Source organism: Blastococcus sp. TF02-8 (genome assembly GCF_003319175.1).
In the GTDB taxonomy this organism is placed as follows: Bacteria; Actinomycetota; Actinomycetes; order Mycobacteriales; family Geodermatophilaceae; genus Blastococcus.
This window is the reverse complement of sequence record NZ_QOHK01000001.1, coordinates 365696-384986: the sequence shown is the minus strand read 5'-3', so window position 1 is coordinate 384986 and position 19291 is coordinate 365696. Positions and strand designations below refer to the sequence as shown.

General features: G+C 74.6%; 18 protein-coding genes. 14 read left to right on the top strand and 4 right to left on the bottom strand.

The genetic code is table 11. The features are described 5' to 3' along the window. Positions 1–2: 2 nt before the first annotated feature. The 3 genes from DQ237_RS01820 to DQ237_RS01810 all read left to right on the top strand — a co-directional run bounded on the left by DQ237_RS01820 (position 3) and on the right by DQ237_RS01810 (position 5169). Positions 3–968, top strand: a complete 966-nt coding sequence (locus DQ237_RS01820; RefSeq protein ID WP_113796527.1) for a zinc-binding dehydrogenase — start codon at positions 3–5, stop codon at positions 966–968. A gap of 119 nt (positions 969–1087) precedes the next feature. Further along, the gene (locus DQ237_RS01815; protein WP_113796525.1) at positions 1088–1951 is read left to right on the top strand and encodes a dioxygenase; all 864 of its coding nucleotides are present in this window, start codon (positions 1088–1090) and stop codon (positions 1949–1951) included. A gap of 110 nt (positions 1952–2061) precedes the next feature. Continuing rightward, on the top strand, positions 2062–5169 hold the full coding sequence (locus DQ237_RS01810; RefSeq protein WP_113796523.1) for an efflux RND transporter permease subunit: 3108 nt from the start codon (positions 2062–2064) through the stop codon (positions 5167–5169). A 9-nt stretch (positions 5170–5178) separates the two neighbouring features. Here the strand turns inward: DQ237_RS01810 and DQ237_RS19555 are convergent, their stop codons facing one another. Continuing rightward, positions 5179–5325, bottom strand: a complete 147-nt coding sequence (locus DQ237_RS19555) for a hypothetical protein (RefSeq protein ID WP_166509452.1) — start codon at positions 5323–5325, stop codon at positions 5179–5181. 82 nt (positions 5326–5407) lie between these two features. Here DQ237_RS19555 and DQ237_RS01805 point away from each other — a divergent pair, with 82 nt between their 5' ends. From DQ237_RS01805 to DQ237_RS01785, 5 genes are all read left to right on the top strand, one after another. Further along, the gene (locus DQ237_RS01805; protein ID WP_113796521.1) at positions 5408–5920 is read left to right on the top strand and encodes a 2Fe-2S iron-sulfur cluster-binding protein; all 513 of its coding nucleotides are present in this window, start codon (positions 5408–5410) and stop codon (positions 5918–5920) included. After that, a complete protein-coding gene (locus tag DQ237_RS01800) occupies positions 5917–6933 on the top strand; it encodes a xanthine dehydrogenase family protein subunit M (protein ID WP_113796519.1) in 1017 nt (338 codons plus the stop codon). The genes DQ237_RS01805 and DQ237_RS01800 overlap by 4 nt, the downstream gene beginning before the upstream one ends. Next, the gene (locus DQ237_RS01795; RefSeq protein WP_113796517.1) at positions 6930–9023 is read left to right on the top strand and encodes a xanthine dehydrogenase family protein molybdopterin-binding subunit; all 2094 of its coding nucleotides are present in this window, start codon (positions 6930–6932) and stop codon (positions 9021–9023) included. The genes DQ237_RS01800 and DQ237_RS01795 overlap by 4 nt, the downstream gene beginning before the upstream one ends. Beyond that, on the top strand, positions 9020–9889 hold the full coding sequence (locus DQ237_RS01790; protein WP_113796515.1) for an NAD(P)-dependent oxidoreductase: 870 nt from the start codon (positions 9020–9022) through the stop codon (positions 9887–9889). The genes DQ237_RS01795 and DQ237_RS01790 overlap by 4 nt, the downstream gene beginning before the upstream one ends. Before the next feature lie 76 nt (positions 9890–9965). After that, entirely contained in the window at positions 9966–10817 is an 852-nt protein-coding gene (locus tag DQ237_RS01785; RefSeq protein ID WP_113796513.1) for a formate/nitrite transporter family protein, read from the top strand. Between the two features lie 4 nt (positions 10818–10821). Here the strand turns inward: DQ237_RS01785 and DQ237_RS01780 are convergent, their stop codons facing one another. Next, positions 10822–12465 carry a Na+/H+ antiporter gene (locus DQ237_RS01780; RefSeq protein ID WP_113796511.1) on the bottom strand — a complete coding sequence of 548 codons (1644 nt, stop codon included), beginning with the start codon at positions 12463–12465 and terminating at the stop codon, positions 10822–10824. Positions 12466–12571: 106 nt separating this feature from the next. Here DQ237_RS01780 and DQ237_RS01775 point away from each other — a divergent pair, with 106 nt between their 5' ends. Beyond that, positions 12572–13618 carry a DUF3533 domain-containing protein gene (locus DQ237_RS01775; protein WP_113796509.1) on the top strand — a complete coding sequence of 349 codons (1047 nt, stop codon included), beginning with the start codon at positions 12572–12574 and terminating at the stop codon, positions 13616–13618. On the opposite strand, the gene DQ237_RS19550 is transcribed toward DQ237_RS01775, so the two are convergent. Further along, entirely contained in the window at positions 13602–13745 is a 144-nt protein-coding gene (locus DQ237_RS19550) for a hypothetical protein (protein WP_166509451.1), read from the bottom strand. The two genes, DQ237_RS01775 and DQ237_RS19550, sit on opposite strands and share 17 nt — an antisense overlap. 274 nt (positions 13746–14019) lie before the next feature. Here DQ237_RS19550 and DQ237_RS01770 point away from each other — a divergent pair, with 274 nt between their 5' ends. Together DQ237_RS01770 and DQ237_RS01765 are read left to right on the top strand one after the other, a co-directional pair. Beyond that, entirely contained in the window at positions 14020–15339 is a 1320-nt protein-coding gene (locus DQ237_RS01770) for a S8 family serine peptidase (RefSeq protein ID WP_205730030.1), read from the top strand. A gap of 25 nt (positions 15340–15364) precedes the next feature. Continuing rightward, the gene (locus DQ237_RS01765) at positions 15365–15598 is read left to right on the top strand and encodes a hypothetical protein (RefSeq protein WP_113796505.1); all 234 of its coding nucleotides are present in this window, start codon (positions 15365–15367) and stop codon (positions 15596–15598) included. A gap of 11 nt (positions 15599–15609) precedes the next feature. On the opposite strand, the gene DQ237_RS01760 is transcribed toward DQ237_RS01765, so the two are convergent. Continuing rightward, positions 15610–16020, bottom strand: a complete 411-nt coding sequence (locus tag DQ237_RS01760) for an STAS domain-containing protein (protein ID WP_166509450.1) — start codon at positions 16018–16020, stop codon at positions 15610–15612. Positions 16021–16358: 338 nt separating this feature from the next. On the opposite strand from DQ237_RS01760, the gene DQ237_RS01755 reads away from it, so the two are divergent. The 3 genes from DQ237_RS01755 to DQ237_RS01745 are packed head-to-tail and all read left to right on the top strand — an operon-like array spanning position 16359 to position 19285. After that, the gene (locus DQ237_RS01755; RefSeq protein ID WP_113796501.1) at positions 16359–17420 is read left to right on the top strand and encodes a phosphotransferase family protein; all 1062 of its coding nucleotides are present in this window, start codon (positions 16359–16361) and stop codon (positions 17418–17420) included. After that, positions 17411–18061 (top strand): histidine phosphatase family protein, encoded by a 651-nt coding sequence (locus tag DQ237_RS01750; RefSeq protein WP_113796499.1) that lies wholly within the window; start codon positions 17411–17413, stop codon positions 18059–18061. The genes DQ237_RS01755 and DQ237_RS01750 overlap by 10 nt, the downstream gene beginning before the upstream one ends. Before the next feature lie 60 nt (positions 18062–18121). Then, positions 18122–19285 (top strand): DUF4185 domain-containing protein, encoded by a 1164-nt coding sequence (locus tag DQ237_RS01745; protein ID WP_113796497.1) that lies wholly within the window; start codon positions 18122–18124, stop codon positions 19283–19285. The last annotated feature ends 6 nt before the right edge of the window (positions 19286–19291 follow it).

Below are 19291 nucleotides of genomic sequence, written 5' to 3'. Positions count from 1 at the left end.
CGGTGCGCGCCGTCGTCGTCCGGACGCCGGGGGAGCCCCCTGTCGTCACCGAGCACCCGTCGCCCGCCGCGGCGGGCAGCGTCGTCCGCGTGACCGCCGCGCCCGTCGTGCCGCTGGACCTGCTGTGCGCCTCGGGTACCTCCTACTTCGGGCGCCCCGAGGTGCCGTACGTGCCCGGGGTGCAGGGTGTCGGCGTGGTCGAGGAGTCAGCGGTCCTGCCCCCCGGGACGCGGGTCTGGTTCGCCACCTCCGCCGGGATGGCCTCCGGGGACGGGAGCCTGGCCGAGCTGTGCGCCGTGCGGGACGACGACCTCGTACCCGTGACCGCCGACGTCCCCGACGCGGCCCTGGCCGCCCTCGGGCTCTCGGCGGTGGCCGCATGGATGGCGCTCACCTGGCGCGGCGGCCTCACCGCAGGTGAGCACGTGCTGGTCCTCGGGGCCGGCGGCGCGGTCGGGCAGGCCGCCGTGGGCGCGGCGACGCTCCTGGGCGCCGGCCGCGTCGTGGCCGTCGCGCGGTCGGAGGTCGCGCGCGCGAGGGCGCTGGCGGCCGGTGCGGACGAGGCCCTCGCCCCCGATCCCGACGTCGACGCCTTCGCCGCCCGGCTCGCCGAGGCCACCGGGGGCCGGCTCGACGTCGTCGTCGATCCGGTGTTCGGCACCACCGCCACGGCTGCGTCCCGCGTGTTGTCGCCCGGCGGGCGGCTGGTCAACCTGGGTGGGGCGTCCGGGGACGTCGCCGAGTTCTCCTCGGCGGTGCTCCGGGGGCGCAGCGCCTCGGTGCTGGGCTACACGAACAACGCGCTCACGCCGGAGCAGCGCCGCACGGCACTGACCACCGTCGCGGAGCACGCCGCCGCGGGCGCGCTCGCGGTGGCCACCGAGCAGGTCGCCCTGGCCGACGCCGCGGACGCGTGGCGGCGGCAGGCGACCGGGGATCCCGGTGTGCGCCTGGTGGTCACGCCCTAGACGAGCAGCCCGGACGAGCGGGCCCCGGACGAGCGGGCCCCAGACGAGCAAGGCCTCCGCGGTCGGCGCGGAGGAGGCAGCGCGACCGGCCCCCGGCGCGCGGACGGCAGGAGGAAGCCGTGCAGCTGGTCACCGAGGAGAACATCACCGAGCTCGCCGTGGAGCGGTGGGCCACCGCCGGCGATCCGCGGCTGGCCGAGCTCATGACGGCGCTGGTCCGGCACCTGCACGACTTCGCCCGCGAGGTGCGGCTGACCGAGGACGAGTGGATGGCCGCGATGCAGTGGCTGACCCGGACCGGCCAGATCAGCGACGAGAAGCGCGAGGAGTTCATCCTCGCCTCCGACGTGCTGGGCCTGTCGATGCTGGTCGTGCAGATGAACCACCGGCTCGACCCGCGGGCGACGCCGGCGACCGTGCTCGGCCCCTTCCACATCGAGGGCTCGCCGGAGCTGGGGTACGCCGACGACATGTCCGACGGCCTGCCCGGCACGCCCCTGTACCTCCACGGCACGGTGCGCGACCTCGAGGGCAACCCGGTGCCGCACGCCGTCCTCGACGTCTGGCAGGCCGACACCGAGGGCGCCTACGAGTCGCAGATCCCGGACATCGACGAGGCGCGGCTGCGGGCCAAGTACACGACCCGCGAGGACGGCAGCTACTGCGTGCGCACGATCGCGCCGCTGGGGTACGCCATCCCGATGGACGGCCCGGTCGGTGACCTGATCAGCCGCACCGGGATCAGCTACTTCCGGCCCGCGCACATCCACTTCCTGATCAACGTGCCCGGTTACGAGCCGCTGATCACCCACCTTTTCCAGGAGGGCTCGGACTACCTCGACAGCGACGTCGTCTTCGGCACCAAGCAGGAGCTGGTGACCCCCTTCGAACCGCGTGCGGCCGGCCCGACCCCCGGCGGCGGGAGCAGCGACGTGCCGTGGCTGGAGTCCCGGTACGACTTCGTGCTGCAGCGACGGGACTGAGCGGCGCGCCCCTTCCGTCGGCTGCGGGGCGGGGGCGCCCTCCGCCGATAGGTTGACCGGCACCGTCGCTGTCGTGGGGCCCGAGCGATCCTCGGGCCTGGAGGAACTCCGTGTCGCGTCTCGCCGTCCTGTCCCTGCGCAACCGTGCCCTGGTGGCGCTGGCGACCATCGCCGTCCTGGTCTTCGGGCTGGTGTCGGCCGGGTCGCTCAAGCAGGAGCTCATCCCGTCGCTCCAGTTCCCCGCCGCGGTGGTCGTGGCCGCCCAGCCGGGGGCCTCACCCGACGTGGTGGAGCGGCAGGTGGTCGTGCCGCTGGAGCAGGCGATCGGGTCCGTCGACGGTGTCGTGTCGGTGACCTCGACGGCGAGCACGGGACTGGCCGCGATCACCGTGGAGCTGGAGTACGGCTCCGACCTCGACGACGTGACGAACTCGTTGCAGACGGCGGTCGGTCGGGTCCGGGCGCAGCTGCCCGACGACGTCGAGCCGCAGGTGCTGGCCGGATCGCTGGCGGACTTCCCCGTGGTGCAGCTCGCCGTCGCCGCTCCCGGGGACCCCGCCGCGCTCGCGGACCGGATCGACTCCGCCGTCGTCCCGCTGTTCGAGGACATCGACGGCGTGCGCGACGTGACGGTGACCGGGGCCGCTGAGCCCCGGGTCACGGTCACCGCGGACCCCGCGGCACTCGGCGCGGCCGGACTCACCGTGGCCGACCTGACCACCGTCCTCCAGGACAACGGGCTGGTGCTGCCCGCCGGGACGGTCGACCAGGGGGAGCAGACGCTGTCGGTGCAGGCCGGGAGCCGGCTCACGACGGTCGAGGACCTGCGCGCGGTGCCGCTGATCGGCGCGCGCGGCCAGGTGACCACGCTCGGCACCGTCGCACGGGTCGAGGCGGGCCAGGCGCCGGCGACCAGCTACTCGCGGGTGGACGGGCAGCCCGCCCTGGGCGTCGGGCTCACCCAGGCGCCCGACGGCAACACCGTCGACATCTCGCACGCGGTGCGGGACCTCCTGCCGCAGGTGCGCGAGGCGCTGGGCGAGGGCAGCACGGTCTCCGTCGTCTTCGACCAGGCGCCCTTCATCGAGGAGTCGATCAGCGGCCTGGCCACCGAGGGCGGCCTCGGCCTGCTCTTCGCGCTGGTCGTGATCCTGGTGTTCCTCGCCTCCGTCCGCTCCACGCTGGTCTCGGCGATCTCCATCCCGGTCTCGCTGTGCGTCACCTTCATCGGGCTGCAGGTGGCCGGCTTCTCGCTCAACATCCTCACGCTCGGGGCGATGACGGTGGCGATCGGCCGCGTGGTCGACGACTCGATCGTCGTGATCGAGAACATCAAGCGGCACCTGTCCTACGGGGAGCCGCGGACGGCGGCGATCGTCGGCGCCGTCCGCGAGGTCGCCGGCGCGGTCACCGCCTCCACGATCACCACGGTCGCGGTGTTCCTGCCCATCGCGCTGGTCGGTGGCCTCGTCGGCGAGCTGTTCCGGCCGTTCGCCCTCACCGTCGCGATCGCCATGCTGGCCTCGCTGGTGGTGTCGCTGACCATCGTCCCGGTCGTGGCCTCGGCGTTCCTCCGGGCGCCCGACGGCGAGCGCGATCCCGCCGAGCTGGCCGCCGAGCGCGAGCAGGCCGAGGCCGCCGAGCGCCGCACGTCGTTGCAGCGGCTGTACCTCCCGGCCCTGAACGGCGTGCTGGCGCACCGGCGCTGGACGGTCGCCGGGGCGATCGTGATCTTCATCGGGACGATCGCCCTCACCCCGCTGCTGAAGACCAACTTCATCGGCGACTCCGGGCAGAACACGCTGCAGGTCACCGCGACCTACCCGGCGGGCACGAGCCTGGCCGCCCAGGACGAGCGCGCCCGCACCCTCGAGGACGCGCTGGCCGACCTCGACGGGGTGGCGACCGTGCAGACCTCGGTCGGCACGGACAGCCTGCGGGCCGCCTTCACCGGCGCCGGCGGCACCCCGTCGGCCTCCTTCTCGCTCACCCTCGACGAGGACGCCGACGCCGAGGCGACCCGCGACCGGATCCGCCGGACCGCCGCGGACCTCGGCGACGTCGGGGCAGTGACCGTGGCCGCGGCCGGCTCCGGCTTCGGCAGCTCCAGCGTCGACGTGCTGGTCCAGGCCCGGGACGACGACAGCCTCGCCGAGGCCGCCCGCCAGGTGCAGGCCGCCGTCGAGGACGTGCCGGGTGCCACCGACGTCACCAACGACCTGTCGGCCGCACTCCCGCTGGTGCAGGTGACCGTCGACCCGGCCGCGGCCGCGGCGGCCGGGCTCACCGAGGCCGACGTGACCCGCACGCTGGCCGGCCTCTCCTCGGCGGTGCCGCTGGGCTCGGTGGACATCGACGAGGTCGCCACCCCGGTATACCTCGACCCGCTGCAGCGGCCGGCCACGGTCGACCAGCTGCGCGCCGTCGTGCTCCCCACGCCGACCGGGCTCGTGCCGCTGACCCGGGTGGCCGCCGTGGAGCAGGTGGAGACGCCCACGTCGGTGGGCCGGGTCGACGGCGAGCGCAGCGCCACGGTGTCGGCGACCCCGGAGGACGCCGACCTCGGCAGCTTCACCGCGCAGCTGACGACCGCCGTCGACGCGCTGGACCTGCCCGACGCGGTGGAGGTCTCCGTCGGCGGGGCGGCGCAGGACCAGAGCGACGCCTTCGCCGACCTCGGCCTGGCCCTGGCGATCGCCGTGGTCATCGTCTACCTGGTGATGGTGGCGACCTTCCGCAGCCTCGCCCAGCCGTTGATCCTGCTGGTGTCGGTGCCGTTCGCCGCCACGGGGGCGCTGCTGATGCTGCTGGCCACCGGCGTCCCGCTGGGTGTGCCGGCCCTCATCGGGGTGCTGATGCTGATCGGCATCGTCGTCACCAACGCCATCGTGCTCATCGACCTGGTCAACCAGTACCGCGAGCAGGGCCGCCCGCTGGCCGAGGCGGTCACCGAGGGTGCGCGCAAGCGGCTGCGACCGATCGTCATGACGGCGGCGGCGACCGTGCTGGCGCTCGTGCCGATGGCCTTCGGGCTCACCGGCGGCGGGGTGTTCATCTCCCAGCCCCTGGCGCTCGTGGTCATCGGCGGGCTGATCAGCTCGACGCTGCTCACCCTGCTGCTGGTCCCGGTGCTCTACACGGCCCTGGAGACCCGCCGCGAGCGACGCCGGGAGAAGCGCGCCGCCCGCCGGGCGGGCGGCGCGCCGGCCGCAGCCTGACCGCCGCGGTCAGACGACGGGCGTCGGCCCGCCGTCCGGCGGCGGCGCGTCCGGCAGGGGATCGGGCAGCGGCGAGGGCTCCGGAGCGCCCGGCGTGTCCGGGTCCGACGGCGCGGGGTCCGGGGACGGCGGCTGGGGATCGGTAGGGCTGGTCATGCCCCGACGCTAGCGCCGGGCGGCGGCCCCGGCTCCCCGGCGACGGGGTTTGCCCCGGCGCCGGCGAGGGGACCGGGGGCGCGTGGACGCCGAGATCTCGCTGACCGTGGACGGCGTGCCGCGCCGGCTCACCGTGGACACCCGCACGACGCTGCTGGACCTGCTGCGCGAGCGGCTGGGCAACACCAGCCCGAAGAAGGGCTGCGACCACGGTCAGTGCGGTGCCTGCACGGTGCTGCTCGACGGGGAGCGGGCGCTGAGCTGCCTGGCCCTCGCCGTCGCCCACGACGGCGCCGAGGTCACCACGGCCGATGGGCTGGCGACCGAGGGGGAGCTGCACCCGGTGCAGCAGGCGTTCCTCGACCGGGACGCCTTCCAGTGCGGCTACTGCACCCCGGGGCAGATCTGCTCCGCCGTCGGGCTGCTGCGAGAGGTGGACCGGGGGTGGCCCAGCCACGCGAGCGCCGACCTCACCGCCGACCCCCAGCTGACCGCCGCCGAGGTCGCCGAGCGGATGAGCGGGAACCTCTGCCGGTGCGCCGCCTACGCCCACATCGTTCCCGCGGTGCAGCAGGCCGGGGGAGTGCAGCCGTGAAGCCCTTCGCCTACACCCGCCCCGGCAGCGCCGCCGAGGCCGTCCGCGAGGTGGCCGTCGAGCCGGGCGCGGTCTTCCTGGCCGGGGGCACCAACCTGGTCGACCACCTCAAGCTGGGCGTGGCCCGGCCCGACCTCGTCGTGGACGTCCGCACCCTCACCTCCCGGGAGATCACCGACCTCCCCGACGGCGGGCTGCGGCTGGGCGCGGCGAGCACCAACAGCGAGGTGACCGCCGACCGCCGGGTGCGGGAGCGCTACCCGGTCCTCGCCCAGGCCCTGCTGGCCGGGGCGACCGGGCAGCTGCGCAACGCCGCGACCACGGGAGGCAACCCGTTGCAGCGCACCCGCTGCGTGTACTTCCAGGACGTCACCACCCGTTGCAACAAGCGCGAGCCCGGCAGCGGCTGCTCCGCCGTCGGTGGCTACACCCGGTACCACGCGGTGCTCGGCGTCGGGTCGGCGATGCCCGACCCGACGGCGCCGGAGACCTGCATCGCCACGCACCCGTCGGACATGGCGGTGGCGCTCACCGCGCTCGACGCGCAGGTGCAGGTCCTCGGCCCGGCGGGGGAGCGGACCATCCCGTTCGGCGAGCTGCACCGGCTCCCGGGCGACCACCCGTCGCGGGACACCGTGCTCGAGCACGGCGAGCTGATCACCGCCGTCGACCTGCCACCGCTGCCCTCCGGCGCCCGCTCGGCCTACCGCAAGGTGCGCGACCGGGCCTCCTACGCCTTCGCCCTGGTGTCCGTGGCCGCGGTGGTGGCCGGCGAGGACGTGCGCATCGCCCTCGGCGGGATGGCCCACAGGCCCTGGCGGGCCACCCGCGCCGAGGCGCTGCTGACGGGCGGGCCGCTGACCGAGCACGCCGTCGCGCACGCGATGGAGGTCGAGCTGACCGCAGCCCAGCCGCAGCCCGGCCTCGAGGGTGGCAACGGCTTCAAAATCCCGCTGGCCACGCGCACCGTCGTGGCCACCCTGCGCGACCTGACCGCGGAGGCCCTGAGATGACCGACCTGCTGCAGCCGCGCGCGATCGGCCAGGGCCTCGTGCGCCGGGACGGCGAGGCCAAGGTGCGGGGCACCGCCACCTACGCCTACGAGACACCGGTGGACCACCCCGCGTACGCGCATCCCGTGCAGGCCGCGATCGCCCGCGGGCGGGTCACCCGCATCGACACCTCGGCCGCCGAGGCGCTCGACGGCGTCCTCGCCGTGCTCACCCACGAGAACGCCGAGCGGCTGGCCTCCACCGAGGACCGCGAGCTCGCCGTCCTGCAGTCGCCCGAGGTCGCCTTCCGCGGACAGCTGGTCGGCGTCGTCCTCGCCGAGACCTCGGAACTGGCCCGCCAGGGTGCGGACCTCGTTCGCGTGAGCTTCGCCGAGGAAGAGCACGACAGCGAGCTGACCGTCGACCACCCGGCGCTGTACAAGCCGGACAAGGTCAACCCCTCGTTCGAGACCGACACCGCCGAGGGCGACGTCGCCGCCGCCATGGCCACGGCGCACGCGACGGTGGAGCAGACGTACTCGACGGCGATGGTCCACAACAACCCGCTGGAGCCGCACGCCTCGACCGCGCTGTGGGAGCCGGGCGCGCAGGTCCCCCTCACGCTGTGGGACTCCACCCAGGGCGTGCACCCCGACCGCGCCGCCGTCTGCGAGGTGTTCGGGCTGGATGAGGAGCAGGTCCGCGTGATCTGCCCGTACGTGGGCGGCGGCTTCGGATCGAAGGGCACCCCGCACGCCAACGTGATGCTCGTCGTCCTGGCCGCACGGGCACTGCCCGGCCGGCCGGTCAAGCTCGCCCTCACCCGGCAGCAGATGTTCTTCCTCGCCGGGTACCGCACACCGACCATCCAGAGGATGCAGGTCGCCGCCGACCGCACCGGCCGGCTCCAGGCCATCGCGATCGACGTCGTGGAGCAGACCTCGCGGATCAAGGAGTTCGCGGAGCAGACCGGCACGCCCACCCGGATGATGTACGCCGCGCCGAACCGGCGGACGACGCACCGGCTGGCCCCGCTCGACGTGCCGGTGCCGTCCTGGTTCCGGGCACCGGGGGAGTGCCCCGGCATGTTCGGCCCCGAGGTGGCCCTCGACGAGCTGGCCGAGGCGCTGGGGCTGGACCCGGTCGAGCTGCGGATCCGCAACGACCCCGAGGTCGACCCCGAGACCGGCAAGCCCTGGTCGAGCCGGCACCTGGTGGAGTGCCTGCGCGAGGGCGCGGAGCGGTTCGGCTGGGCCGACCGGCCGCCTGCCCGCCACCGCGACGGCGACTGGTTCGTGGGCACCGGCGTCGCCTCGTCGGTCTACCCGACGATGCGCCAGGCGACCTCGGACGCGCTGGTCCGATTCGAGGAGGGCCGCTACGTCGTCGAGATCGGCGCCGCCGACCTCGGCACGGGCGCCTGGACCGTGCTCCCGCAGATCGCCGCTGATGCCCTGGACGTGCCGGTGGACGACGTCGAGGTGCGGATCGGTGACACCCGGCTGCCGCAGGCCTCGGTGGCCGGCGGGTCGTCGGGCACCAACACCTGGGGATCGGCGATCACCGTGGCCGCCCGGGAGTTCCGCGGGAAGTTCGGCGCCGAGCCGCGGGACGGCGACGAGGTCACCGGCTCGGTCGACCAGGCCGCGAAGGACACCGAGCACGCCGCCTACGCCTTCGGCGCCCAGTTCGCCGAGGTGCGGGTGCACGCCGACACCGGGGAGCTGCGGGTGCCGCGCCTCTACGGGGTGTTCGCGGCCGGCCGGATCATCAACCCCCGCACCGCCCGTTCGCAGTTCATCGGTGGCATGACGATGGGCCTGTCGATGGCGCTGCACGAGAACAGCGTCTGGGACCCGCGCATCGGGCAGGTCGCCAACCACGACCTCGCCGAGTACCACATCACCGTCAACGCCGACGTCGGCGACGTGCAGGCGTACTGGCTCGACGAACACGACCCATACGTGAATGCGATGGGCAGCAAGGGGATCGGCGAGATCGGCATCACCGGCACCGCGGCGGCCGTCGTCAACGCCGTGCACCGGGCGACCGGCATCCGGGTCCGCGATCTGCCGGTGACCCTCGACAAGGTCCTCGGAGGTCTTCCGTGACGCAGCAGGTGGTGGCGGTGCTGGGCACCGGGACGATGGGTGCCGGGATGGTGGGCTCGCTGCGCCGGGCCGGCTTCCCGGTCCGGATGTGGAACCGCGACGGTGCCAAGGCGCAGGCCCTGGCCGGTACGGGCGCGGAGGCGTTCGACTCCCCGGACGAGGCCGTCCGCGGGGCCGACGTCGTCCTCACCATGCTGCTGGACGCCGACGCGGTGGCCGACGTGATCCGCCGCGCCGCACCCGGGGCCGGGACGGTGTGGCTGCAGACCGCCACGGTCGGCCTCGAGGGCTCCGACCGGCTGGTCGAGCTCGCGCGGGAGCTGGACCTGGTGCTGGTCGACTGCCCGGTGCTGGGCACCAAGAAGCCGGCGGAGCAGGGAAAGCTCGTCATGCTCGCGTCGGGTCCCGACGACGTGCGGGAGCGGATCACCCCGCTGCTGGACGCCCTGGGCGGCAGGACCCTCTGGCTCGGTGCCGCCGGTGCGGGCAGCCGGTTGAAGATGGCGGCCAACGCGTGGTTGTTCATGGTGACCGCCGGGGTGGCCCAGTCGATCGCGCTCGCCCGCGGCCTGGGGCTGGACCCGGAGCAGTTCCTCGCCGCCATCGAGGGCGGACCGTTGGACACGCCGTACGCGCACCTCAAGGGCGGGATGATGATCGCCGGCGACTTCCCGGTCAGCTTCGGCCTGACCGGGGCCGCCAAGGACGCCCGGCTGATCCGCGAGGCACTGCGGTCGGCCGGGCTCTCCGACCGGCTCGACGCCGCGGTGCTGGCGACCATGGACGCCGCGGCCGTGGCGCTCCCCGACCCGGCGGCGGCGGACCTCAGCGCGATCGTGCTCGGGCTGGCGGACGAGCCGGGCTGAGCACCGGCCCGGTTTGCTGCCGCGGACGCCCGGCGGGAGGGTGGCCGCAGCAGCAGTCCGGCACCGGGAGGCCACCATGACCGCACGCGAGCCGCAGGAGATGGCCGAGGTCGCGGCCGCCACCGGGGCGAAGAAGGTGCACCGGAGCTGGGACCGGGTGCTGGTGAGCTCCTTCCTCGCGGGGGCCTACATCGCCTTCGGCGGCCTGGTGGCCATCACCGTGTCCTCGGGGCTGGACCCGGAGACCTGGGGGACGCTGCCCACGCTGTTCATGGGTGCGGCGTTCACCCTCGGGCTGGTGCTCGTGCTCATCGCGGGCTCGGACCTGGCCACCGGCAACATGATGCTGGTCCCGCTGGGGGCGATGAACGGGAAGCTCGGCGTCCCCGACGTCGTGCGGAACCTGACGCTGGTGCTGCTGGGGAACCTGCTCGGCGCGGTGTTCGTGGCGTTCTTCCTGGCCGTGCAGACCGGCGTCATCGGCCACGCCGACTCCGCCGGCAGCTCGGGGCTCACCTACGAGCGGCTGGCGGCGATCGCCGAGGGCAAGGCGCTGGGGGAGTCGCCCTGGCAGACGTTCCTGCGCGGCGTCGGCTGCAACTGGCTGGTCTGCCTGGGCGTCTGGATGTCGCTGGCCGCGAAGAACGTGTCGGGCAAGGTGCTGGCCATCTTCTTCCCGATCATGGCCTTCGTCGCCATGGGCTTCGACCACGTGGTCGCCAACATGTTCTTCCTGCCCGCCGCGATCTTCGCCGGGGTGCCCGACCTCGGGTGGGACGACACGCTGCTGAACTGGCTGCTGGCGGGTGCGGGCAACCTCGTCGGCGCCGTCGTCTTCGTGGCGACCTCCTACTGGTACCTGTTCCTGCGGGACCGGCCCGACGTCCATCCGGCCGCGGACACCGCCGAGCCGGCCGAGCGCGGGTGACCGCTCAGCGGAACGCGCGCGCGGGCAGCCGGCCCTCCTCGTGGTCCAGCTCGCGGGTGAGCGAGCGCAGGCCCTCGTCGGGCAGCCGCCCGGCGTCCCGCCAGCGCAGCAGCTCCTCGCGCTGGGCGTCGAGGGCCGCCCGGCGGAACCGCAGCGCCGCCTCGTACTGCGGTGCCATCGGCACCTCGCCGGGCTCGGCGCCGGCCAGCATGTCCATCCGCTTGCGGTAGCCCGCCAGCCGGGTCCGCAGCTGGGAGCGGAGCACGTCGAGCGCCTCGCCGTCGACCTCGTCGCACTCCTCGGCGGCCAGCTCGTCGAGCCGGCCCAGCGCCGCCTCCACCGAGGCGATGCGGGCCTGGTTGCGCAGCCGCGCCTGGTCGCCCCGGTCGGCGCGCAGCCCGAGCGCGCGCACGAGCGGGGCGAAGGTGATGCCCTGGCCCACCAGCGTCGCCAGGACGGCCAGGAAGGCGCAGAACAGCAGCAGCGAGCGGTCGGGGAAGGGCTCGCCGTCGCCGGTCACCTCGGGCAGCGTGAAGATCGCGGCCAGGCTGATGACACCGCGCGTACCGGCCCAGCTGAGGACGACGATCTCGCGGCCGCTGAGCCGCCGGTGGGCCGGTCCGCCCTCGTCGTCGGCACCGCCGAGCCGGGCGTGCAGGGACTGCGGCAGCGACTCGGTGAGCAGCAGCCAGAGCGGCCGGACCAGCAGCATGCCCCCCACGGTGATCAGCGAGGCGGTGACCACGGTGCCCGTGGCGTAGTCGCCCAACCCTCGGATGACGGCGGGCAGCTGCTGGCCGATGAGCAGGAAGACGAACCCCTCGAGCAGGAAGTTGACCAGGCGCCACACCGCATTGGTCTGCAGCCGGCTCGCGCCCGAGGCCCAGCTGGGGTTGTTGTGCCCGATGACCAGCCCGGCGACCACGACGGCGAGCACTCCGGAGACGTGCAGGGTCTCGCCGAGCAGATAGGCCACGAACGGCGTGGCCAGGCTGATCGCGTTGGAGGTGAGCGGGTCGCGGCGCAGCCGGCGCAGCGGCCGGACCCCGAAGGCGACCAGCAGGCCCGCGAGGACCCCTCCGACGGCGGCGAGCAGGAACTGGCCGACGGCCGCCGGCGTGGAGAAGCCGTCGCCTTGGGCGGCGGAGACCGCCACGGTGAGGATGGTGAGCGCCGTGGCGTCGTTGAGCAGGCCCTCGCCCTGGATGAGGGTGATCAGCCGCGGGGGGAGGCCCACCTTGCGGCCGACCGCCAGCGCGGCGACGGGGTCCGGCGGGGCCACGGCCGCGCCCAGCGCGATCCCGGCGGCCAGCGTGGCGCCGGTGACGAACAGCGCGAAGCCGGTGCCGATCACCAGAGCGGTCACCAGGACCAGCAGCACCGAGAGGCTGACGACGGTGCGGAGGTTCCGCCGGATCGCCACCAGGGAGGACTCCAGCGCCGCGCTGTACAGCAGCGGTGGCAGCACGAGGGTGAGGACCAGCTCCGGGTCCAGCTCGATCTCCGCCGCCGGGAGCAAGGCGTAGCCGAGGCCGACGACGGTCAGCAGGGCGGCGGCCGGCAGACCCGACCGCTCGGCCAGGGCCTGCACGGCGACGATGACCGCGACGGAGGCCAGCACGAGCAGCAGCACGGTCTCCACACCCACCCCGGCATCCTCTCCCGCCCGATGCCGCACCGCCGGGCAGACTGTGTGCCGGCGCGCGGGCCCCGCACATGCGAGGTGCCGACCGGCGCACAGGGGGGATGGGCAGATGGACGTCGCGGAGAGCCGGCGGGAGGGGCCGCGCCGGGAGCTGGTCCCGGGAGTGACCCGGAGGGCGGCGCTGCTGGTCGTCGGCGTGCTGCTGCTGCAGCTGGGCTTCGTGGTCAGCTACGTCGGCGCGTTCCACGCCCCGCGTCCCCGGGAGGTCCCGCTGGCCGTCGTGGCCCCGCCGGGCGCGCCGCAGGGGACGGCCGAGCAGCAGGCCGGCCGGCTCGACGACCTCGACGGCGATCCCCTCGACGCCCGTGCCGTGGGGTCCGAGGCGGCGGGCCGGCGGCTGCTGGCCGATCGTGAGGTCGACGGCGTGCTGCTGCTCGGGGCCCAGGGACAGGACCGGCTGCTCACCGCGGGTGCCGCGGGTGGCGCGGTCAGCAGCGCGCTTCAGGCCGTGCTCGGGCGGGTGGTGGCCGCCCAGCAGCGCGCGCTCACGACCGAGGACGTGATCCCTGCGGCGGCTGGTGACGCGCGCGGTCTGTCGGCGTTCTACCTGGCCGTCGGCTGGGTCGTCGGCGGCTACCTGGTGGCGGCGATCATCGGGGTGACCAGCGGCCCCGTCCCGGGCAGCCGCGGCCGGGGCGTCACGCGGCTGGGAGCGCTGGCCCTGTACGCGGTCGTCTCCGGGGTCGGCGGAGCCGTCATCGCCGGACCGGTGCTGGGCGCGCTCTCCGGGCACCTGCTCGCGCTCTCGGCGTTCGGAGCCGTGCTGGTGTTCGCCGTCGGCGCCTTCACGATGGGGCTGCAGGTCTGGACCGGCCTGCTCGGCATCGGTCTGGCGATCCTGCTCTTCGTGATCCTCGGCAACCCCAGCGCAGGCGGGGCGTACCCCGCGCCGCTGCTGCCGCCGTTCTGGGCGGCCATCGGCCCGTGGCTGCCCCCGGGGGCCGGCACCGACGCGGTGCGGGGGATCGTCTACTTCGCGGGGGCCGGCGTGGGCCGCGACCTCCTGGTGCTGGCGGCCTACGCGCTGGTGGGCACGGTGGCCACGCTCCTCGGCAGCGGCCGGGGCGCGGCCCGCGGCGTCAGCGGCGGGAGCTGAGCGCGGCGATCTCGTGCGCCGACTCGACGGTGGGTGCCGCGGCGAAGGCGAGAGCGAGGGCGCGCTCCTGGCGGAGCTGCACGCGGGCGGCGTGCCGGCGGGCGAGAGTGGTGCGCAGGCTGGACATGCTGGTCCTCCATGGTGCGGATCGGGTCGCGACCCCGGCCGACGGATCCGCCAGCTCTGGGTTCGCTACCTGAACCATGCTCCTCCGAACCTGGTTCGTCAAGCGAACCCAGCATGGGGACGATCACACCCGTGATCCCGCCCACCGCGACGTCCTCCGCTCCGCGGGAACTGTCGGACGGGCTCGGCACACTGCGCCGCGCGGAACCGGCTGGCGGGTCGGGCCGCACCCGAGGACGCTGGCACGGCCGGCGTCACCGAGCCGAGGGGGAACCGTGATCGATCCGAGGCGCCCGGGCATCCCGGGCCAGATCCCGGGCCGAGGGGCACCGCAGCCGCGGACCACCGGCCGTCAGATCGTCGTCTTCGCCGGCACCGGCGACGACGCACGGGTGGACTGGGGCCGGGTGGGCGTCCACCAGGTGGCGGACTCCCGCGACTTCGCCGAGGGTGACGTGCCGCCCCAGGCGCTGGAGGACGCCGAGGCGACCGTGTTCAGCGCGCTGGGGATCGCCGTCGTGTCGGCCGACCCCGGTCAGGTGAGCATGCTGCAGAGCGCCGAGGCGGCCGGCGCGCCCGTGCTGTCGGTGTCTCCCGAGCTGGTGCACCACGTGCTCGCCGAGCCGAGCGGGTCCTACACCGCCGGGTACCGCGACGGCGTCGCCGACCTGGCCGGCCGGCTGCTGAGCGACGGCGGCCCGGGAACGGCCGCGACGCCGCCGGCGACGGTGCCGCCCCGGTTCCAGGACACCGCCCAGGCGACCTGGGGGGTGCAGGCCGTGCGCGCCGACGCCTCGGCGCGGTCCGGTCGCGGCATCCGGGTCGCGGTCCTCGACACCGGGTTCGACGCGGCCCACCCGGACTTCGCGGGCCGCTCGGTCACGGCCCGCTCCTTCGTGGCCGGCGAGGACGCCCAGGACGGGCACGGTCACGGCACGCACTGCATCGGCACGTCGTGCGGGCCGCGGACGCCCTCGACCGGGCCGCGGTACGGCATCGCCCACGAGGCCGAGATCTACGCCGGGAAGGTCCTCGGCTCCGACGGCAGCGGGACCGATGCCCAGATCCTGGCCGGCATCAACTGGGCGGTCACCAGTCGCTGCCCGGTCATCTCCATGTCCCTGGGTGCCGACGTGACACAGGCCCACCCGCCGTACTCGGCGGCCGGGCGGCGGGCGCTCCAGCAGGGCTCCCTGATCATCGCGGCCGCCGGCAACAACGCCGACCGGCGCGCGGGCGACTTCGGATTCGTCGGCGCGCCGGCCAACAGCGTGGAGATCGTGGCGGTCGGGGCGCTGGACCAGGCCCTGGAGATGGCCTGGTTCTCCGCCCGGAGCCTGCCCGCCCGGGGCGGTCAGGTCGACATCGCCGCCCCCGGCTTCCAGGTGTACTCGTCGTGGCCGATGCCCACCCGCTACAACACGATCAGCGGCACGAGCATGGCCACGCCGCACGTCGCCGGGGTGGCCGCGCTGTGGGCCGAGGCGACCGGCCGGCGCGGGCTGGAGCTGTGGGCGACCCTGGTGCAGGAGAGCGAGCGGATCCTGCAGCCCTCCGTCGACGCGGGCAGCGGGCTGGCGACGGCACCGCAGTGAGGCCGTGCCGCGTAGCCTGCGCGGCATGACCCACGTCAGCGTCACCGTCGACGACGGTCACCTGGCCGCCCTGGACGGCGTCGTCCAGGAGCTGCGTGCCCGCGGCATGCAGGTCGACCAGGTCCTCGACGGCCTCGGCATCATCACCGGCTCGGTCCCGCACGGCACCCTCGGCGCGCTCACCGGCGTCGACGGTGTCGTCTCCGTCGACGAGCAGCGCGGGTTCCAGTTGCCCCCGCCGGAGTCACCCGTCCAGTAGCGGCGGGACCGTCACTCCTCCGCCGGACCCGATGGCGCGGGCACTGCCTGGATCCGTCGGGGGGAGCGCAGCGCCCCTCCGTGCGGCAGTGGGCGCCGGCCCCCGGCCGCGGGGGGCGGTACCGGCTGGTCGGTCCGGACGGTGAGCACGGTGTCGAGACCGACCAGGCGGATGAGCCGGTGCACGCACCGGCTGGGCCGGTCCAGGACCAGTGCGCTGCCGTGCCGGCGGGCGAGGTGGTGGCCGGTCAGCAGCAGGCGGAGACCCGCCGCGTCGCAGAACGTCACCGCTCCGACGTCGATCGCCCACAGCCGGTGACCGGTGGCGGTGAGGGCGCTCAGCCCGTCGAGCACGTGGTGGGCCGTCTGCTGGTCGAGCTCCCCGGCGACGGTCACCGTGGCCGCGACGAGGTCGACCGACACTGGAAGGGGATCGGTCGGACATCGAGGGGCAGTTCGACCGGACTGCTCACTGGTAGTGCCATGGCATGTCTCCTGCCGTGGCCGAGGATCCTCGAGGATCCGCCCGGCCGGTCACGTCGTACGTGACGAGTGGCCGGGGGTTCGACCTGTCGGCAGGTTACTGCCGCGCGCGTCGATCCGGGGGAATCCGAGACCGGCCGGTCTGTCGTCCCGGCGGGGGCACCGGGGTGGCGGCACGGGCTGCGACGGCGCACTGACGGCCCGCCACCCTGCCGCGCGCCGCCGCGGCAGCGAGGGAGGCGGCGCGCTCCCGGACGGCTCGTGGTGGGATGAGCCCGATGAGCGAGAACCGACTCCGCGAGGTCCGCCCCGAGGACGCCTTCGACGTCGAGGCCGTGCACACCTGGCTCGCGCCGCGGGTGCCCGCCCTCGAGGGCCGTGGCGCACCGCAGGTCCGTCAGTTCTCCGGCGGCGCGAGCAACCTGACCTACCTGCTCGACTACGGCGATCTCGAGCTGGTGCTGCGCCGCCCGCCGCACGGGCACAAGGCCGCCTCCGCGCACGACATGGGTCGCGAGGTGCGCGTGCAGCAGCGGCTGCGCCCGCACCTCGACGTCGTCGCGGAGATCTTCGGCTTCTGCGAGGACCCGTCGGTCATCGGCAGCGACTTCTACGTGATGGAGCGGCTGCGCGGCGTCGTCCTGGGGCGGAAGCTGCCCGAGGACGTGGAGCTCTCGCCCGAGCAGGCTCGGGTCCTGGGGGAGACGGCCTACGACACGTTGGCCGACCTGCACTCGATCGACGTCGAGGCGGCCGGGCTGGGCGACCTGGGCAAGGGGCCGGGCTACGTGCGCCGCCAGGTCGAGGGCTGGTCGCGCCGCTTCCGCGACGCGCTCACCGACGACGTCCCCCCGGCCGAGGAGCTCATGGGCTGGCTGGCCGCCAACCAGCCGGCCGACGTGCGCGCCAGCCTGCTGCACGGCGACTGGAAGCTCGACAACCTCGTCCTGGACCTCTCCGGCACGCCGCGGATCACCGGTGTCCTCGACTGGGAGATGGCCACGGTCGGCGACCCGCTGATGGACCTCGGTGCGTCGCTGGCCTACTGGGTGACCGCCGACGACGACGAGGAGTTCGGCCTGGTCTCCACCCAGCCGAGCACGCTGCCGGGCATGCCGACCCGCGAGCAGCTCGTCGAGCGGTACCTCGCCCGCACCGGCCTCCGGGCGGAGAACTGGACCTTCTACGAGGTGTTCGGTCTCTTCCGGCTGGCCGTGATCATCCAGCAGATCTGGGCGCGGTTCCGTTCCGGGCACACGACCAACCCCCGCTTCGCCCACTTCGGGATCGCGGCCGCAGTCCTGCTTCAGCGCGCCGAGCGGCTGGCCGGATGCCGCTGATCTGCCTGGTCCGGCACGGGCAGGCCTCGTTCGGGGCCGAGGACTACGACGTGCTGAGCGATCTCGGCCGGGAGCAGGCGCGGTGCGTGGGGGAGGAGCTGCGCCGGCGCGAGCTGCGCGAGCCCCTGGTCGTCTCCGGCTCGCTGCTGCGTCAGCGGGACACCGCGACGCTGCTGGCCGAGGCCGCCGGCTTCTCGGCGCCGGCCCGGCCGGATCCCCGGCTGGACGAGTACGACCACGTCGATCTGCTGGAGCGCTACCCGGGTGGCGCCCCGGACGGGGAGCCGGGGACGAAGCATGTCCAGCAGCTGCTCGACGGCGCGCTGCGGTCCTGGATCGCCGCGGGCGACGCCGACGGGTGGCCGGCGTTCTCCTCCGGCGCGCTGGCGGCGGTGCGCGACCTGGCCGCGGGGCTGGGGCCGGGGCGTGACGCGGTCGTGGTGAGCTCCGGCGGGGTGATCGCCGCGGTCGCCGCCGCTCTGCTGGGTGCCGGAGCCGACGCCGTGGTGGCGCTGAACCGGGCGGCGGTGAACGTCGGGGTCACCTCCGTGCTGGCAGGGGGTGCCGGGTTGACCCTGCTCGCGTTCAACGACCACGCGCACGTCACCGGCCCGCGCCGGGAGCTGCTCAGCTACCGGTAGCCCCCGGACGGGCCCAGCGCGTCGCGCCGCAGGAACGCCGCCGTGGGTCACGATGACCCCGTGCCCCGGTCGTCCCTGCTGCTGTCGGCCGCTGTCCTGCTCCTGGTGGCCGGCTGTGTGCCCTCGGCCGCGCGTGACCTCGACCCCGCCCCGCAGCCGGCCGGGAACGCGCTGTCCCCGCAGTGCCCGACGGTGAGCGAGCGGCCGGTGGTCAGCGCCGACCTGGTCAACCAGGTGGTCGCCCGGGCCGACCTGCCGGGGTGGCAGGCCGCCGACATCGGGGCCAGCGCTCGCCTCGCGGACGGCCGGCTCGTGTGGGTCTTCGGCGACACCGTCCGGAGCGCCGGTACCGAGCCGCGCATCGTGGCCAACTCGATGCTGCTGTCCGCCGGTACCTGCATCACCCAGCTGGTCACCCCCGACGGCGGCCCGGTCGTGCCCGACGTCACCGAGGGGGAGGTCCGCTGGCCCATGTCGGTGGTCGTGCTGCCGCCTCGTCCCGAGCTGGCCCGCGCCGGAGTGCGCGACGTGGTCGTGGTCCTCTGCGGCCGGACCGACCGGGGGGACGGCGGCCCCTTCGACTTCGAGTTCCGGGGCACGTCGGCGGCGGTGTTCGTCGTCGGCGACAACGGGGTGCCGCAGCTGCGCGAGATCGTGGAGGTCACGCCGGACAGCGGCGACCTCACCCAGGTGAACTGGGGAGCGGCAGCCACGGTCCAGGACGACTGGTTCTACGTGTACGGCACCCGGCTCACCGGCCGGCCGGGGGAGTTCGGTCGTCAGCTCTTCGTGGCGCGCGTGCCGGTGGGAACCCCGAGCGACCGGAGCACCTGGCGCTTCTGGGACGGCCGGACCTGGCAGCCCGACCAGGCGCGGGCCACGCCGGTGCTCGGAGCGGTCGGCGGGGTCTCCCAGACCCTCTCGGTCGACCAGGTCGACGGGGAGTGGGTGGCGGTCTCCAAGCGCGACGGCGACATCAGCGACTTCGTCTACACCTGGACGGCGCCGGCCCCCACCGGTCCGTGGACCCCCAGGCGTGCCCTGGAGTCACCCGCGGGCTTCGACACCGGCGAGCTCACCTACGCCCCGCTGGCGCACCCCGAGGTCGCGCTCACCTCCGGCCGCCTCCTGGTGTCGGTGTCCCGCAACACCACCGACCTTGGCCGCCTGCTCGCCGACCCGGAGGTGGGACGCCCGCTGTTCGCCGAGATCGACCGCCCGTAGCCGGTC

What these genes read in the sequence shown, in the direction of transcription:
- DQ237_RS19555 (WP_166509452.1), bottom strand. Translation starts at nt 5,325, where the DNA reads ATGACCAGCCCTACCGATCCCCAGCCGCCGTCCCCGGACCCCGCGCCG.
- DQ237_RS01795 (WP_113796517.1), top strand. Translation starts at nt 6,930, where the DNA reads ATGACCGACCTGCTGCAGCCGCGCGCGATCGGCCAGGGCCTCGTGCGC.
- DQ237_RS01785 (WP_113796513.1), top strand. Translation starts at nt 9,966, where the DNA reads ATGACCGCACGCGAGCCGCAGGAGATGGCCGAGGTCGCGGCCGCCACC.
- DQ237_RS01775 (WP_113796509.1), top strand. Translation starts at nt 12,572, where the DNA reads ATGGACGTCGCGGAGAGCCGGCGGGAGGGGCCGCGCCGGGAGCTGGTC.
- DQ237_RS19550 (WP_166509451.1), bottom strand. Translation starts at nt 13,745, where the DNA reads ATGTCCAGCCTGCGCACCACTCTCGCCCGCCGGCACGCCGCCCGCGTG.
- DQ237_RS01765 (WP_113796505.1), top strand. Translation starts at nt 15,365, where the DNA reads ATGACCCACGTCAGCGTCACCGTCGACGACGGTCACCTGGCCGCCCTG.
- DQ237_RS01755 (WP_113796501.1), top strand. Translation starts at nt 16,359, where the DNA reads ATGAGCGAGAACCGACTCCGCGAGGTCCGCCCCGAGGACGCCTTCGAC.
- DQ237_RS01750 (WP_113796499.1), top strand. Translation starts at nt 17,411, where the DNA reads ATGCCGCTGATCTGCCTGGTCCGGCACGGGCAGGCCTCGTTCGGGGCC.